Source organism: Natrarchaeobius halalkaliphilus, assembly GCF_003841485.1.
In the GTDB taxonomy this organism is placed as follows: domain Archaea; phylum Halobacteriota; class Halobacteria; order Halobacteriales; family Natrialbaceae; genus Natrarchaeobius; species Natrarchaeobius halalkaliphilus.
Window position 1 is genome coordinate 194,866 of record NZ_REFY01000004.1, and the last position, 14,901, is coordinate 209,766.

At 60.9% G+C, this 14,901-nt stretch carries 16 protein-coding genes, 1 tRNA gene and 2 pseudogenes; 9 read left to right on the forward strand and 10 right to left on the reverse strand.

Annotated elements, in window-relative coordinates; all coding sequences use genetic code 11:
- Positions 1–11 precede the first annotated feature (11 nt).
- Positions 12–1,136 (reverse strand): glycosyl transferase family 2, encoded by a 1,125-nt coding sequence (locus EA462_RS11060; RefSeq protein WP_124178636.1) that lies wholly within the window; start codon positions 1,134–1,136, stop codon positions 12–14.
- A gap of 163 nt (positions 1,137–1,299) precedes the next feature.
- Here EA462_RS11060 and EA462_RS17300 point away from each other — a divergent pair, with 163 nt between their 5' ends.
- Positions 1,300–1,470 carry an HVO_0758 family zinc finger protein gene (locus EA462_RS17300; protein ID WP_165872049.1) on the forward strand — a complete coding sequence of 57 codons (171 nt, stop codon included), beginning with the start codon at positions 1,300–1,302 and terminating at the stop codon, positions 1,468–1,470.
- Between the two features lie 22 nt (positions 1,471–1,492).
- Here EA462_RS17300 and EA462_RS11065 read toward each other — a convergent pair whose 3' ends face one another.
- From EA462_RS11065 to EA462_RS11075, 3 genes are all read right to left on the reverse strand, one after another.
- Entirely contained in the window at positions 1,493–2,707 is a 1,215-nt protein-coding gene (locus tag EA462_RS11065; protein ID WP_124178637.1) for a DHH family phosphoesterase, read from the reverse strand.
- 56 nt (positions 2,708–2,763) lie between these two features.
- Positions 2,764–3,651, reverse strand: a complete 888-nt coding sequence (locus tag EA462_RS11070) for an SDR family oxidoreductase (RefSeq protein ID WP_124178638.1) — start codon at positions 3,649–3,651, stop codon at positions 2,764–2,766.
- Positions 3,652–3,729: 78 nt separating this feature from the next.
- Positions 3,730–4,155: a DUF5791 family protein gene (locus tag EA462_RS11075; RefSeq protein WP_124178639.1), complete on the reverse strand. Its 426-nt coding sequence runs from the start codon at positions 4,153–4,155 to the stop codon at positions 3,730–3,732.
- Between the two features lie 153 nt (positions 4,156–4,308).
- Here EA462_RS11075 and EA462_RS11080 point away from each other — a divergent pair, with 153 nt between their 5' ends.
- From EA462_RS11080 to EA462_RS11100, 5 genes are all read left to right on the forward strand, one after another.
- Positions 4,309–5,391 (forward strand): tubulin/FtsZ family protein, encoded by a 1,083-nt coding sequence (locus EA462_RS11080; protein ID WP_124178640.1) that lies wholly within the window; start codon positions 4,309–4,311, stop codon positions 5,389–5,391.
- Positions 5,392–5,724: 333 nt separating this feature from the next.
- Positions 5,725–6,630, forward strand: a complete 906-nt coding sequence (locus tag EA462_RS11085) for a coiled-coil protein (RefSeq protein WP_449289207.1) — start codon at positions 5,725–5,727, stop codon at positions 6,628–6,630.
- A 210-nt stretch (positions 6,631–6,840) separates the two neighbouring features.
- Positions 6,841–7,833 carry a signal peptide peptidase SppA gene (gene sppA, locus EA462_RS11090; RefSeq protein ID WP_124178642.1) on the forward strand — a complete coding sequence of 331 codons (993 nt, stop codon included), beginning with the start codon at positions 6,841–6,843 and terminating at the stop codon, positions 7,831–7,833.
- Positions 7,834–7,956: 123 nt separating this feature from the next.
- Positions 7,957–9,264, forward strand: a complete 1,308-nt coding sequence (locus tag EA462_RS11095) for a DUF373 family protein (protein WP_124178643.1) — start codon at positions 7,957–7,959, stop codon at positions 9,262–9,264.
- A gap of 47 nt (positions 9,265–9,311) precedes the next feature.
- Positions 9,312–10,043, forward strand: coding sequence for a diphthine--ammonia ligase (locus EA462_RS11100; protein WP_124178644.1), 732 nt, complete (start codon positions 9,312–9,314; stop codon positions 10,041–10,043).
- Between the two features lie 68 nt (positions 10,044–10,111).
- On the opposite strand, the gene EA462_RS17305 is transcribed toward EA462_RS11100, so the two are convergent.
- On the reverse strand, positions 10,112–10,285 hold the full coding sequence (locus EA462_RS17305; RefSeq protein WP_165872050.1) for an HVO_A0556 family zinc finger protein: 174 nt from the start codon (positions 10,283–10,285) through the stop codon (positions 10,112–10,114).
- Between the two features lie 135 nt (positions 10,286–10,420).
- Here EA462_RS17305 and trmY point away from each other — a divergent pair, with 135 nt between their 5' ends.
- The 3 genes and pseudogenes from trmY (at position 10,421) to EA462_RS17565 (ending at position 11,714) form a co-directional block, all read left to right on the forward strand.
- A complete protein-coding gene (gene trmY, locus EA462_RS11105) occupies positions 10,421–11,017 on the forward strand; it encodes a tRNA (pseudouridine(54)-N(1))-methyltransferase TrmY (protein ID WP_124178645.1) in 597 nt (198 codons plus the stop codon).
- Between the two features lie 177 nt (positions 11,018–11,194).
- Positions 11,195–11,267: transfer RNA gene (locus EA462_RS11110), tRNA-Pro, on the forward strand.
- Between the two features lie 215 nt (positions 11,268–11,482).
- Positions 11,483–11,714: pseudogene (locus EA462_RS17565) on the forward strand (DUF7563 family protein).
- A 30-nt stretch (positions 11,715–11,744) separates the two neighbouring features.
- Here the strand turns inward: EA462_RS17565 and EA462_RS17310 are convergent.
- From EA462_RS17310 to EA462_RS17890, 5 genes and pseudogenes are all read right to left on the reverse strand, one after another.
- The gene (locus EA462_RS17310; RefSeq protein ID WP_165872051.1) at positions 11,745–11,903 is read right to left on the reverse strand and encodes a hypothetical protein; all 159 of its coding nucleotides are present in this window, start codon (positions 11,901–11,903) and stop codon (positions 11,745–11,747) included.
- A gap of 407 nt (positions 11,904–12,310) precedes the next feature.
- Positions 12,311–12,796, reverse strand: coding sequence for a cupin domain-containing protein (locus EA462_RS11120; RefSeq protein WP_124178646.1), 486 nt, complete (start codon positions 12,794–12,796; stop codon positions 12,311–12,313).
- A 432-nt stretch (positions 12,797–13,228) separates the two neighbouring features.
- Positions 13,229–13,657 (reverse strand): type IV pilin, encoded by a 429-nt coding sequence (locus tag EA462_RS11125; RefSeq protein WP_124178647.1) that lies wholly within the window; start codon positions 13,655–13,657, stop codon positions 13,229–13,231.
- Between the two features lie 53 nt (positions 13,658–13,710).
- A complete protein-coding gene (locus EA462_RS11130) occupies positions 13,711–14,130 on the reverse strand; it encodes a type IV pilin (protein ID WP_124178648.1) in 420 nt (139 codons plus the stop codon).
- Between the two features lie 586 nt (positions 14,131–14,716).
- Positions 14,717–14,824, reverse strand: a pseudogene (locus tag EA462_RS17890) (IS1595 family transposase); the annotation flags it as partial.
- Positions 14,825–14,901: the final 77 nt, after the last annotated feature.

Below are 14,901 nucleotides of genomic sequence, written 5' to 3' on the forward strand. Positions count from 1 at the left end.
TACCACGACTATCAGAAGCTGGCTTCTTCCTCGAGCCAGGGGCGCGTCGTCCGAAGCACCGCGTCCGGATCGACCGGCGCGTCCGTCCACGGTGGAAGCCGTCGATCCAGACCCGGCGGTGCGATCGACTCCGCATACCGGGCGAGTTGGTCCCGTTCTCCGGCCGGATCGTACTCGAGTCCGTTGAACGCCGCGTCGGCGTGGTACTGCTCGATCAGCCGATCACCGACCGCACAGTAGCGCTCCGGAAGCGTCTCGTAGGTCGGCTCGACGCCGCGTTCCTCGAGGACGCGAAGCAACGAGGCGGCGACTTCGCGGCTCATCCCCTCGAGTCCGGTTTCTCCGGCGACCGCGCGGTGGTCGTGGACGTGTCGACCGAGATCGACCTGTGCGGTCCCCACGAACCCGGCGTGATCGAAGGCGTCGCCGAGCGTTCCGACCTCGAGTCCCCAGGCTCGTGGCGGACGAAGCCGCTGGGCCAGCGTTCCCGTCACGGCGAACTCGCCGGCCAGTGCGTACCGAAACGCCCCGAGATAGTCCAGAATCGCCGCGTCGTGATCGGTCGCGAGCGCGCCGATGAGCGGTTCGTAGAACAGTCGGAACAGCCGCCCGTAGAGTCGTTCCTCCTCGATCCGGGCGTAGTACCCCTTCGAAAACTCGAATCCCATCGTCAGCGGCGCGAGCAGACGGTGGACGTGACCCCGTTCGTAGCTGCGGGCATCCGCGTCGTGAACGACGACGAACTCCGCCGCAGTCGCGGCCGGCCCGAGCGCGAGCCAGACGTCCCGACCCTTACCGAACCCGTTCGAGAGTCCGACATCAGCGAGCATCGTCTCGACGGTCGGCGCGTTACACCACAGGACTCGCATCGGAAGATCGAACGATTCGAGCCACTCTCGAATCGGTCCGATTCGATCGACCGGCGCTCGAACGGGAACGAAGACCGCCGCGAGACCGAGGTGCTCGAGTTCCGAGAGCACGGCTGTGGCGGCCGGACTCTCGTGTTCCCGGGCAGTCATCGGGACGACGACGGCCGTTCTGGCGACGGTGCGCTCGAGGCGGCCGTCCACGGCGGTCTGGGTCGCATTCCCGTCCAGATCGTGGAGCGTCGCGATTCGCTCCTGGACGTACTCCATCGGTACACTGTTCGACCGAACGGATAAAACGGCCACGACTCCGGCGAATCAGACGGATCGACAGCTCGACCGAAAACTATCGTCGAACGTGATTGTACTATATAGAAATAATTCTGTTATAAAGCCCCGGTCTTTTTCTCCCCGTCCTTCTTACAGACCGAACATGAAATCCGTCCGGAAGGCACTACGCGAAGGCGAACTCGACAAGGACACCTACGACAGGCTCGTCTGCGGAGAGTGCGACCAGCCGTTGAAGACCGAAAACGACCCCAACGAGATCAAGACCGTCAGAAGCTGTCCGGACTGCGATCTCGAGTGGAAGGAGATCCGGTAACGACTCCCGCTCACTCGAGAAACTACCGTTCGCCCGAAAGTGCCGAGAAGAGCCGTTCTTCGAACTCGGTCCTGTCGATTCCGTCCGAGGGACCGATTCCCCGCATGTGATCGACCGAGAGCTGTCCGCCGCCCATTCGAGCGTGCCCTCCCGCGTTCGCCATCGGGATGTCGCTGACGGCGTGACGAAGCGTCTCGCCCATGTGGACGCGATCGTCCCGCGAGCGACCCGAAAGGTGAATCGTGCCGTCGCTCTCGCCGTATACGACGACCGCGGTGACTCCCTCGAGGTGCATCAGTTCGTCCGCGGCCTGTGGGATGGCATCGACGTTCGAGATCAGTCCGACGTCACAGATCGCAAAGGAGCCCTCGACCCGCTTTTCCGTGATCGCGGTTGCCTTGATCTGTAGGACGTCGTCGCTGACTTGCGGGTTCGCGATTCGTTCGAGAAGATCCTCGTCGATCGCGTCGAAGAGGTACGCGGCGGCGTCGAACTCGGCGTTCGAACAGCCGTTCGTGAGATGGTTCGTATCCGCCTGAATACCGTACAGGAGACCGGTCGCGAGTTCGGGTGAGAGGGTGAGCCCGCTCCCCGTGTCCTCGTCGTCGGTGACTTTCGTCGCACCGATCTCGCCGACGTACTCGACGAAGATCGTCGAAGCGGCACCGTACTCCGTCCGAACGTCGGTGAATTTCGTGCCGGTGCCGTTTCCGGGATGGTGGTCGACGACCGCGACCGGTTCGATCGTCTGTGCGCCCGTGAACCCACGCGCCGTGTTGTGGTCGACCAGAACGACCGCGTCGGCGGCGAGCTCCGAACTCGACTCCACGTTCTCGAGATCGAGTTCGAGGACGGTCCGGAACGCACGGTTTTCCTGGTGGCGGATTTCGCCGGAATACTGCAGCGTCGTCTCGGTGTCGACCGAGTCGGCAATCGCGGCCACGCCCATCGCACACGCCATCGCATCGGGGTCCGGGTTGGGATGCATCAACACCGCAACTTCGTCGTACGAAGAGAGCAGACGCTGGAGGCGAACGCCGGCTGGCCGACGAAACCACCGAACGAGCCACCAGCCTCCGAGCAGGACGGCCACGATCGCGAGAATCAACAACGACAGAACGAGGGGATCGAGCGACTGGAGGGTATCGACGCCGGCCTCGAACGACGAGGTCCCCGCCTCGAGAGAGCGTTCCCCCAGCGAGAGCACCTGCCGTGTCGAGGTGCTCGGATCGTTCATACCGCACACTCAGATCGAATAACCAAGAATTTTCCCCTCTTTCCGAGCTGGTCCGGCTAGCTCGAGTACGCCTCGATCGCGTCGCGGTAGCCCTCGCGGAAGGTCGGATAGGAATACTCGTAGCCGAGCGTCCGCAGTTTTTGGTTCGAACAGCGCTTGCTCGTCAGGATCCGTCGACGAGCCGGCTCCGAGAGATCCTCCTCGGCAAGCCGATCCGCTTTCGTCCGCTTGGGCGGCGCGTCGAGTCCACACTGGTCGGCCAACCAATCCGCGAACGCCCACTTCTGGGCCGGTTCGTCGTCGACGATCTGAACGACTTCGCCGCGTGCGAGATCCGCAGAGAGCAGGAACCGAACCGCGCCGGCGGCGTCGTCCCGGTGAACCATGTTCAGATAGCCCTCGGTGACCGGCCCCTCGAGATAACGCTCGAGGCGATACCTACCCGGCCCGTACAGGCCCGCATACCGTGCGACCGTTCCCTCAAATGCGTACTCGGGCGGATACTCGAGGGCGATGCGTTCGGCCTCGGCGAGCACAGCCGTCTTCTCGGTCGTCGGCTCGACCGGCGTCTCCTCGTCGACCCAGTCGCCGCCGTGATCGCCGTGGACGCCCGTCGAGGAGGTGTAGACGAGTCGCCCGGGCGGATCGTCGCGCGCGCCGAAGGCGTCGATCGCCGTCCGGAGCCCCTCGACGTACACGGCTCGCGCAGCGCCGGCTCCCCGTCCCCCGCTGCTCGCGGCGAAGACGATCGCGTCGACGTCCGGAACGGCTGCGAGATCATCACCGTCGGTTACGTCGGCCTGAACGGCCTCGAGTCCGGCATCCTCGAGCCGTCGAACGCCGTCGCCCGAACGCCGGACGCCGATCGCGTCGTGGCCGCGTTCGACGAGCTGTCGACCCAACTCGAGCCCGACGTATCCACAGCCCAGTATCGCGATCTTCATAGGCGGTATTTCGACACCCGGAGAGCATAATATCACCGCTCTCGAGACTCGATACGGAATCGTCACGGCGGACGATCGTCACGGCACGCTGTCGACGATCACGTACTGAATGTGGACGAACTCATCGAACGACATCGGCGCGCGTCGCTCGATCTTCTGTTGAATCTCCTTTGCGTCCAGCTCGAGGTCGAGTTCGCTCTCGACCGCGTCGACGTCGAGGACGGCGGTCGACATCCCCAACAACAGGTGTTCACACGCCATCGTCACGATCGTCTCCGGATCCGCCGTTCCCTCCGCCAGCGACTGGATCTCGGCTGCCTCCTCGAGCGACAGATCGGGCGACTCGCCCGCCGAAAGCGCCTCGATATCCGTCCGGTCGACGTCGATCGCATCGCCAGCGGCCGACGGATCATCCCGCTCGAGCGCCGCCTGGAGGTCCGCGTCGTACTCCGCTCGCAGGCCGTCGGGCGAGTCGGGGACGGACATCCGCTGTTCGTGGAACATACCGGAACTGACAGCGTTCGGCTTCAAGTGGGTTACCATCCTGTTCGGACGGTCGTGTCGGCCGACAGCCCGTTGGTTTTGGACGTCTCATCAGTGTGCCAAATTTCACTAATCGGAACGTTCAACTTCCCCCATACGCATGACGTTCTATATATGAAAGTCGCCCTGATCGGAATCGGTCAGGCCGGTGGGAAAGTCACTGAGCGCCTCACCCGGTTCGACGCGAACATGGGGTTCGAGGCCGTTCAGGGTGCCCTGGCCCTAAACTCCGCGAAACCGGACCTCCAGTCGATCGAGTTCGTCGACACGCAGTTAATTGGTGCCGACCGCGTCAACGGTCACGGCGTCGGCGGTGACAACGAACTCGGATCCGAAATCATGCAATCGGACGTCCAGGAGGTACTCGGCGCCCTGGACGGTCGCATCACCTCCCGTTCGGACGCGATCGTCGTCGTGGCCGGACTCGGCGGTGGGACGGGCAGCGGTGGAGCCCCGGTCCTCGTCCACAACCTCCAGCAGGTGTACGACGTCCCGGTCTATGCGCTCGGAATCCTACCCGGCCGCAACGAGGGTGCGCTCTATCAGGCAAACGCTGGCCGGTCGCTCAAGACGCTCCTCCGGGAAGCCGACTCGACGCTGTTGATCGACAACGACGCCTGGCACGAACAGGGCGAAAGCGTCGAGGATGCCTTCGAGACGATCAACGACAAGATCGCCCAGCGGGTGGGACTGTTGTTCGCCTCCGGCGAAATCATCGACGGCGTCGGGGAGAGCGTCGTCGATTCGAGTGAGATCATCAACACGCTTCGGTCCGGCGGCGTCTCGGTGCTCGGCTACGCGAGCGAGGTCGCAAGCGAGGACAGCAGCGAAAACATCAGAACCGTCATGACCGTCGCGAGGCAGGCGCTGTTGACCGGAGCCAGTATGCCCGACGCGACCGCGGCCGACTCGGCACTGCTGGTGATCGCCGGACAGCCGGATCGAATCCCACGAAAGGGCGTCGAGAAAGCCCGACGATGGCTCGAAGACGAAACCGAGAGCATGCAGGTCCGCGGCGGGGACTTCCCGCTCGAGAGCGAACGGCTCGGCGCGCTCGTTCTCCTCGGCGGTGCCGAACGCTCCGAGCGAATCTCGGCGTTCATGGACCGCGCTCGCGAGGCGAACAAGACCCAGCAGTCGGAAGCGACCGACACTATCGACGACCTCACCGACGACCGACTCGAGAACCTCTTTTGAGGTGTATTCACGTCGGCGTCGTCGTGTCGGCTCCCGACCGTGACTCCGCCGACATTTATATGGCCGTTCGTCGTCCATGACAGTGTCCAACACGAGGGACGAGGCCCCTGCTAACTGTTTTCACGGTTCTCTGGATCGGTACATTTAAATTACAAGCGACAGTAGTCACAGGTACCAGAACGCCACCGGGGCGCGTATCGCTCGACGATCGATGACAGGAAATCTTATTCACCGAGGTTTCGCAGATCGCAAGCGACCGCTTTTGACGGACGGCGCCGGCACACACAGCAGCTGTGCCGCGTTGCCCACCCGTAGTCCCGCTCCGGTGCGGGTATGGCACAGAGGTTTGAACAACACATGGTAGACGAATCGAAAAACATCGAACTGACGGAAGACGACCTCGAAAACAAATCGAAAGGGCAGCTCATCAAGATGGCCGGTCAACTGCGAGACCGGCGAAACGAGCTCAACCAGATGGCATCCTCGCGAGCATCCAGCCGCGACGACCTCAACGCGAAGACGCGCGAGAAGGTCGACGAGGCTCAAGAGCACCGAGAAAAACGCGACGAGCTCAACGAGCAGGTCCAAGAGCACAAAGAGAGCCGAAACGAGCTCAACGCCGAGGCCAACGAGCTGTTCGACAAGGTCGAAAAGCTCAAATCGGATATGGAACTCGACGAGGGGAAAGATCTCGAGGAACTCGAAGACGAGATCGAACAACTCGAGTTCAAACAGCAGACCGAGGTCCTCTCGAGCGAGGAGGAAAAAGAACTGATCGAGAAGATCGAGGGAAAGCGCGAGGAGTACGAAGAGCGCAAACAGAAACTCGACCAGAACAGCGACCTCGAGGGACTCGTCGAAGAAGCCGAGGAGGTTCGGTCCGAGGCGTCCAAACACCACCAGAAGGTGACGGAACTCGCTGACAAGGCCCAGGAACATCACAACCAGATGATCGAGGCCTACCGCGAGGCCGACGACATCCGTGATGAGGCCGACGACATGCACGAGCAGTTCGTCGAAGCCCAGGAGGCCGCAGACCAGCACCACGAGGACTTCGTCCGCGTCCAGAAGCGTCTGCGAGAACTCGACAAGGAAGAAGAAAAAGAGCGCAAGTCCGCACGCGACAAAAAGAAAGAGGAGGCCAAAGAGGAAGCCGAGGAGATTTATCAGAAGTTCAAGGAGGGCGAGACCCTCGACACCGAGGACCTGATGAAGCTCCAGAAGACGGGACTACTCTAGAGCGGCCGCTCGGTTCGTCTTCCGTCCGTTTTGTGGCCGGCGTTGTCCGCCAGTTAGGTGATCGTATAGCTCGAGCACCGGCTCGATGGCGACGCGTCGATGGTGGCACCGAAGAGCGAATGCACCGTCGACGATCCGACTGTCGTCGGAGACGACGATACTTTAACAGGCCGGCCGACCCAGAATCCGCTATGACTCGAGGTACACACGATGGGTAGCACGACCGGAATCGAACGGCTCGCGGTCCTCGGTCTGGCGACGGCTGCGTTCGCCGTGATCGGAGTCGGGCTGTTCGTTCTCTATCCCGAAACGCTGGCGGACCTGCTCGGCGTGGCGTTCGCGCTGGTGGTGATACTCGTCGGCGTCAGGATCGCCGGCTCCATCGCCGCGTCGCTGTTTCCCGGCTACGACGTGGCTGAGGTCGCCGTCGAGGGACCGATCACGCGTGACGGCGGCGGACGATTTCCCTCGAGCCCGGGTTCGACGCCGGCCGACGATATCGTCGAACAGATCGACCGGGCCGACGAGGACGACAACGTCCGCGCACTCCTGGTGAAGCTGAACACGCCGGGCGGCGAGGTCGTCCCGAGCGACGACATCAGGCTCGCGGCCGAGCGCTTCGACGGGCCGACTGTAGCCTACACGACCGACGTCTGTGCGAGCGGCGGCTACTGGATCGCAAGCGGTTGCGACGAACTCTGGGCCAGGGAGGGATCGATCGTCGGCTCGATCGGCGTCATCGGTTCTCGGGTGAACGCGAGCGACCTCGCGGAGAAGGTCGGACTCTCTTACGAACGGTTCGCTGCCGGGGAGTACAAGGACGCCGGAACCCCGCTAAAGGAACTCGAGGAGGACGAACGAGCGTACCTCCAGGGACTGATCGACGACTACTACGAGACATTCGTCGAACGCGTCAGCGACGGTCGCGACCTCGAACCGGAGTTCGTCCGCGACACCGAAGCCCGAATCTATCTCGGCCAGACGGCTCACGAGATGGAACTGGTCGACGAACTCGGCACTCGTCGCGACCTCGAGGGAGAGCTCGCACAGCGCCTCGAGCGAGATGAGGTGACCGTCGAGGAGTTCGAACCGGAACGGCCGTTGATGGCTCGCGTCGGTATGGGTGCACGCGGGATCGCCTACGCGTTCGGGGCGGGCCTCGCTGGCGTAATCAGTGAGGACAGGTTCCGACTGCGAACGTAGGGCTGCATCCCACGCCAAATCGGATCCCACGCCGAAGCGCACCCGACGTCGGATTGCACCCCCACGTCGGATCGTACCGAACGAGTGAGTGGTTTTATCGTCACACAGCATGGAACGGATACCGTGACAACGCTGGTCGTCTGCCTCGACCGGACCGACGACGTGGGCCGCAAGACCGGCCTCCGGTCACCGATCGTCGGCTGGGAGGCGGTTCGAGCGCTCGTGACCGATATCGGGCTCGCAGACCCGGAGGACTCGGGAGTCAATTCGCTGCTCGAAACGCTCCGCGTCGCTCAGGACCTTCGCGACGAGGACGAAGACGCCGTCGTCGCGGTCGTCTCGGGCGACCGTGAGTCGATGGTCTCCGCCGACAGGGCGGTCGCTCGCCAGCTCGACGATCTAATCGCGGCACACGACCCGGATTCGGCTGTCGTCGTTATCGACAGCGCGGAGGACGAACGGCTGGTCCCCATCGTCGAGAGTCGGGTCCAGGTCGACTCCGTCGATCGCGTCGTCGTCCGACAGGCACGGGACATCGAGTCGACGTACTACCTGCTGAAACAGTTCCTCGCGGACGAAGAACTCCGGCAAACCGTTCTCGTTCCACTCGGTCTGACGCTGCTCGTCTTCCCGGTCCTCGCGATGCGGATCGGTGCCGCAGAGGGTGCAGCCGCGATCACCACCGTCATCGGACTGTTCTTGCTCTACAAAGGCTTCAATATCGACGAGATCATGACCGGCGTCGCCCACCAGGTGCGCGAGTCGCTGTACTCGGGACAGGTGTCGGTCGTCACCTACGTCGTCGCTGCGGGCCTGACGTTCGTCGGCCTCTTTGCGGGTGCACTCGGCGTTTCGAGTCTCGAGGAGACCCCCGGCGTCGTGATTCCCATCGTTCAGTTCACGTTCGACAGCGTTCCGTGGCTCGCAGTGGCCGCACTCACCGCGAGTGCCGGGCGACTCCTCGACGAGACGATCAGCGAGGAGCCGATCCGGAGTTCGTTTCTGAACCTCCCGTTCGCGGTTCTCGCGGTGGGAATGGTCGTTCGGGGCTTTAGCGCGTATTTCCTCGAGCAACAGGGACTCATCGAACCGGTCGTCGTTCCGGCGATCGAGCAGGGCGTTCTCTCGATCGATAGCTTCGTCGTGACCGGCGGGGAACGGCTGGCGCTCTACGTGGTTACGGCGATCGTCGTGAGCATCGTCGGCGCTCGTATCGCGATGTATTTCAGCTCCGCCAACGTCGACGCAGAACCCGACGACGGAATGCAATCGGAGTCGACAGGTCGCTCGAACGCAGAATCCGAGGTGACCGACGGCGGTCCGCGACGGGACGATGGAGAACCGGACCGAGCTGCCGGCAGTCGTCACGAGCCGGTCTCCGATCCGAGCCACGGGTCCGACTCCGACCCGAACCCCGACTCGAGTTCGTGACGGACTCGACCCGTCATCCATTTACTCGTGTGGCTGGTGCGTCCACCATGAGCGATGCAGACGGTGATGGCGCGTGGGTGAGCCTCTTTTCCGGCGGGAAGGACTCCTCGTGGGCGCTCTATCGCGCTCTCGAAACGGGCTTCGATGTCCGACGGCTCGTCACCGTTCATCCGACGGACGAGTCGTACATGTATCACGTCCCCGCGACGGACCTCGCAACCCTCGCTGCCGAGAGTATCGGAATAGACCTGCTCGACGTCCACCCCGGCGATCTCGAGGCCGGGTCAGCAACGGATTCGAGCGTCCAGGGTGACGACGAACTCGAACCCCTCGAAGCTGCCCTCACGGACCTCGACCGCGAACTCGAGGGCGGGCTCGCGGGCGTCACCGCCGGTGCCGTCGAGAGCGAGTACCAGACGAACCGGATCGAAGGCATGTGTAATCGACTCGATTGTGAGCTGTTCGCCCCGCTCTGGCAACGGGATCCGCGAACGCTCGCCGAGTCGATGCTCGAGGCCGGCTTCGAGATCGTGATCGTTCAGGTCGCCGCACGCGGACTCGACGAGTCCTGGCTGGGTCGAACGTTCGACCGCGATGCCCTCACAGAACTCGAGTCGCTCCACGAGGACTACGGCGTCCACGTGCTCGGAGAAGGCGGCGAGTTTGAGACGCTGGTGGTCGACGCGCCGCATATGTCCCGACGGATCGATCTCGAGTACGAGCCGGAGTGGGACGGAACGCGCGGATCGATCCGAGTTACCGACGCTCAGTTGCGGTAATCGACGACGGCGCTGAACGATCCTCCGTAGCGGCAGTTCCGTCGTCCGACGGTGAAAGCGGTGTACAACTACGGATCGAACCACACCTGTGCCTGGGGCGTCCCACAGCAGTCACAGACGGCCGCCCTGTTTTCCTTGTACGTACTCCGCTCGAGCTTACCGTCGTGACAGGACGGACAGGGCCGTCCCTCGAGAGCCACAAGTACCCGTTCGTGATGCTGGTCGGACCGTGATTGTGACATGCCGTTACTGGTTTGCATACGGAGGTAACGATTGAGCATGCCTATGCATGTAGAGCGCTCGGTCGACGCACTCGCGTCCAGGTCGCACATAAGTCAAACCGTGGCTGCTATCCCGATCGGGACGCTGGTTGACGTATGCGCCAGTTCGTTCTCATCGGTCACGACGTCCCGACCGATCCGGAGTTCTCTCTCGACGATCTCGCGGGTGGTGCCGGACGGCTCGATGCACTCAGTCGGTCGATTACCGCCGCGTTCGTCACTTCCCACGGCATCCGCACCGACGTTCGAGTTCACCTCGTCGTCCGCGACGAACTCACCATCACGTTCGACGGACACGACCTCCGGCGGCTCAATCCCGACGAACGGAGTACGGCTGCCCTCGTCAAAAACGCACTCGAACACCGCGACGAAGCGATAGGTTCACTTCCAGCCGAGCCAAGCCCCGGTGTCGAACTCTACCGACGGGGGCTCGAGGACACGCTCGAAGCCATCGCCAGCGATGGACCCGTAATACAACTCCACGAAGACGGAGATCCCATATCCGACGCAGATCCTCTGGAGGAGCCGATCTTCGTTCTCTCGGACCATCAGGATTTCACCGCCAGCGAACAGCGACTCCTCGATTCGTGGGTCGACCGACGGATTCGGCTGGGACCGCAGTTGTTGCACGCCGACCAGGCGATCACGGTCTCTCATCACTACCTCGATACCGACGGATACGAACGGATGTAGTTCGTCTCGGCTCGCCGTTGCAGTCGACAGACGGTCACGAATAACCAGTACACGAGTCGACCTGCCTCCCAGATCGTGGACGCGACGGATCGGTGGTGGCGATCACCTATCGTTTCGCATCAGACACTGATAGCATCCGGAAGCGTTAACCTCGATGGAAGCGCACGGTCCGAGTGCGGGCCGGTGGGGTAGCTTGGTATCCTTCGGCCTTCGGGTGGCCGTAACCGCAGTTCGAATCTGCGCCGGCCCACTATTCGTCCCGCATTCTATTGACGAGGAGCGTAGCGACGAGTCACGAATGCGGGCGAATCGTGAAGAGGTGCAGATTCGAACACGCGAGTCGCAGCGCGCGAACGCAGTGAGCGCGACCGTCTCGCATCTGTTCGACATCTGCGCCGGCCCACTGGATACACTCCCCTCCCAGCATCTGCTGACACGTAGCGGCTGTTCTGCGGGGTGGTCTGAGTGAGTTCTCCACCCTGGACACCGGTCGACCGATCGGCATGTCGTCACTGTGGAGCCCACGTTACCAACAGTTCGCGCGCGTCTTCGGTGACGATCGCGACCGCGCCTATCGCTGTGGCGAGTGCAGCAGATACGCCCGACTAAGCGAGGGTCTGCCGCCGGACTCGAGGTTCCGATTCCGGACCCGGAGACGTCGGAGGGACGACACGGAGGCGAGTCTCGTGAGCGGTAAATCACTCGCGCGTCGTTGAAACAACGAAACTCACTCAGAGATCTCTTCTTCCATGGCCACCGCTTCAGTGGCGACAAACTCCGCCAGCGTGTCCTTCGAGTGGTTGTGGTGTAGATGATCCACAAGCTGCTCCCCCACCGCGATCTCCTGGTGACAAACGGGACATTCGAAGTTTGGTTTCGTTGCCATACTGTAGTCAGAATCTGAGAGTACAAAAGAAGAAAGCCGGAAACTTCGCGCCCAGTGGATCTGACGCTGACCAGTCACTACAACCGAGCCCTGATCGTCCGTTCTCACAATCTGAGAACTCGAGCGGAAACGAAGGGGTTTCGCGATGGGGAGCCTCGTCGAACCCGACGAGTGTGAACGGTGCGATGCGTCTGTTCCAGCAACCCGCCGTCTTTGCCCTGATACGGTCTACTGTAAGTCGTTACCGGGGCGACCGCGAGCCGTCCTGCGGTCGCCCCGGTGAAAAGTCACAGCAAACCGATGAGTGTGCTCGCGAAACACGTCGCGCTCGAGGGTGTCCACTGTGAGTTCTTCGTCGTGCTGGTGATCGTCGCAACGACGACGAAGTACCTGCCGCCACGACCGACTTATTCGTCGGCCGGGAGTGGGCCGAAGAATTCGAAGCCGTGTTCCTCACCGGTTGCAAAGATCGCTTCGAGATCTGCGTTAGTCACTTCTCGGGGCTCGGGCAGGTTACGATCGGCGGCCGGTTCACCGACGGCCCGGAAAAAGTCCTCGGCCCCCGCCGGCGACATGACGATGAGCACGCGCAGCACCTCGTCTCCTTCGACGCGCATACCGTGGCGCTCGCCCGCGGAGACGTATCCGGTCATTCCCGGTTTGAGGTACTGCGTCTCGCCATCGACGTAAAGCAACATCTCACCGTCGATGACGTGGAAGACCTCGGCCGGTTCGTGGGTGTGCAACCCATTCTCGAATCCCGGTGGCGCGAGCATGTTCTTGACAGAAAACTCCCCATCCGTGTCGTCGCTGTCGGCTGTAATGGTAATCGTCGCGCCGAGCACGTGTAGATGCTCCGTAGTCGATTCCGATTTTATTATCTCTTCTGACATTTAAACCGCCAGAGAGTGATACGCCACAGGCCGTATTAAGGCTGCCTCAGAACCGTTTACGTTGTCGATACGTTATTTGTGATGAAATACTAATACGTCCTCAATCTGTAGATTTGCCATCTATCGCATCACACCGTTCTCCTACACTGGCCGTAGATCAACGGTCCGACTTTCGGGATTCATCCCTTCATCGATCTCCTGTGCGGGGTTGCTACGAATGCATACGACATTCTCGATGTATGCACCAGCGGGAGTTGACCGCCAACGAGAACGTGAACTACCCCCACCTACCGCGCTCGGGGTTGCTCACCCCTCGCTTGTTGAGGTGGGGGCTTCCTCGTTCAACGACGCGACTTGCAGATTCACACGGAATCCACAGCGGTCGCAGTCTCCAGAGGGGATCCAGAACCACGAACTCCGTGACTGGATCTTCTACGTGAAGTCGTACTCTTGACTCGTCACGAGCGTCTCCCGATCACCGCCGACAGCAACGGCTGCAACGGTTCCTGATTCACCATCAGACTCGAGATCGTTCTCGCTGATTCGAAGCGATTCTCCCACCTCGAGTTCCTGGAAGTCCTCTTCCTCGAGCGAACTGCCACCCTCGAGGTGATTGAATGGATCACCAGTTATATTGACGTATTCGGCGGATCCCAGTGTCGTCACCTGGATGTCAATGTATTGTGGGTCGTGCTCGACGGTGATCGACACACCGGCCTGAACCTCCTCATTGACGGATTCCCCAACGTCGTAGACTATCCCAGCAACGACTGCAGCGAGGATGACAGTTATGGCAACGACAAGGATGATTCCGACAACGGATGAAACGGCACGATTTGACTCTTGGACGGTTTCTATCATAGTCGGTTACACGTGTGTACGGCTGTTCGAATCGAAAATAGAACGATGTCTATCTATTCGCTGAAGTCGTAACTTTCACTTGCGACTTGCGTTCGAGTGTCGCTTTCGTTTATAACTGCAATTGCAGTAACTGTTCCGTTTGTACCAAGGTCATGTTCTGAATTGTTTAAGACCTGCACATCACCCACATTCAAATTCTCATCAAAATCTGCATCTCCACCTATTTCGACGTGGTCAGAATTACCAATTGAGCTAACTTCGACTTGAACTTCACCATCATTATTGTCAACTTCCATTGACACACCAGCCTGTGCTTCCTGGCCGACACTGCCGCCAAGATCGAGAACGAATGCAGCGATCACTGCGGCCAAAATCACAGTGATTGCCACCATGAGTATAACTCCGATGACCGGAGATACTGCCCGTTCTTCTTCGCTACCCACTAGTTTATTGCGGATTTGCTTACCGTTCATTGTATATCCAGCACCCGCAGACGGTCAGAAAGGTTATGCCTAATGACGTGAATGACTCACGTAGCGCCTGGGGATGGGGGATCCAACCACAACCCGGCGCACCCTTGCTGCCGCTTTGTTTGGTGCTGATTCTTACCAGTGTAACCACGGTATATATAACTACTCGTTAGTATATTTTGATGGAAAAATAACTATCAGCTATGGCTTTCAGTATTGATAATTGGTAATTTGATAACGGCTACAATACGTCCTTGAACCGGTTCCTTCGTGCGATTTTGAAAGAAGGGTCTAAATCAGAATTTTCAGTATATCTTCGCTCTCAAGCACCGCTATGAGCGGCGATGAACTGTTGATCGGTGATCGAGATCTCACGAAGACGACGACAGAAGTGGCGCTACATCGATGGGAATAATCGCAGCGACCCGTGTCTGCCAACCTCAGGTCTTCGCTGTCCCTTTCATACGGTTTGCTGTGACTTTTTACCGGAGCGACCGCAGAACGGCTCGCGGTCGCTCCGGTAACGACTTACAGTAGACCGTATGAGATACGCGGTGAGTTTGTCCTTCGAGATGTCTCGATGCGGCGAGAGCCACCGTCGCACTAGCGCGAAGATCGTGCCGGTCTTGTCGTTGAACGTGCGTCCACAATTTTCACAGGCTCTTGAAGAGTATTGCGCACTGCCGACGGAAACGGTGGCCACGGAGGTCGGTGATAGCGTCACAGTCACCCGAGAACGTCGTACTTGGAATGCACGAGCGTGTATAGATCCCG

Coding starts and splice junctions, on each gene's coding strand:
- EA462_RS11060 (WP_124178636.1), bottom strand. CDS start 1,136: ATGGAGTACGTCCAGGAGCGAATCGCGACGCTCCACGATCTGGACGGG.
- EA462_RS17300 (WP_165872049.1), top strand. CDS start 1,300: ATGAAATCCGTCCGGAAGGCACTACGCGAAGGCGAACTCGACAAGGAC.
- EA462_RS11065 (WP_124178637.1), bottom strand. CDS start 2,707: ATGAACGATCCGAGCACCTCGACACGGCAGGTGCTCTCGCTGGGGGAA.
- EA462_RS11070 (WP_124178638.1), bottom strand. CDS start 3,651: ATGAAGATCGCGATACTGGGCTGTGGATACGTCGGGCTCGAGTTGGGT.
- EA462_RS11075 (WP_124178639.1), bottom strand. CDS start 4,155: ATGTTCCACGAACAGCGGATGTCCGTCCCCGACTCGCCCGACGGCCTG.
- EA462_RS11080 (WP_124178640.1), top strand. CDS start 4,309: ATGAAAGTCGCCCTGATCGGAATCGGTCAGGCCGGTGGGAAAGTCACT.
- EA462_RS11085 (WP_449289207.1), top strand. CDS start 5,725: ATGGCACAGAGGTTTGAACAACACATGGTAGACGAATCGAAAAACATC.
- sppA (WP_124178642.1), top strand. CDS start 6,841: ATGGGTAGCACGACCGGAATCGAACGGCTCGCGGTCCTCGGTCTGGCG.
- EA462_RS11100 (WP_124178644.1), top strand. CDS start 9,312: ATGAGCGATGCAGACGGTGATGGCGCGTGGGTGAGCCTCTTTTCCGGC.
- EA462_RS17305 (WP_165872050.1), bottom strand. CDS start 10,285: ATGTCACAATCACGGTCCGACCAGCATCACGAACGGGTACTTGTGGCT.
- trmY (WP_124178645.1), top strand. CDS start 10,421: ATGCGCCAGTTCGTTCTCATCGGTCACGACGTCCCGACCGATCCGGAG.
- EA462_RS17310 (WP_165872051.1), bottom strand. CDS start 11,903: ATGGCAACGAAACCAAACTTCGAATGTCCCGTTTGTCACCAGGAGATC.
- EA462_RS11120 (WP_124178646.1), bottom strand. CDS start 12,796: ATGTCAGAAGAGATAATAAAATCGGAATCGACTACGGAGCATCTACAC.
- EA462_RS11125 (WP_124178647.1), bottom strand. CDS start 13,657: ATGATAGAAACCGTCCAAGAGTCAAATCGTGCCGTTTCATCCGTTGTC.
- EA462_RS11130 (WP_124178648.1), bottom strand. CDS start 14,130: ATGAACGGTAAGCAAATCCGCAATAAACTAGTGGGTAGCGAAGAAGAA.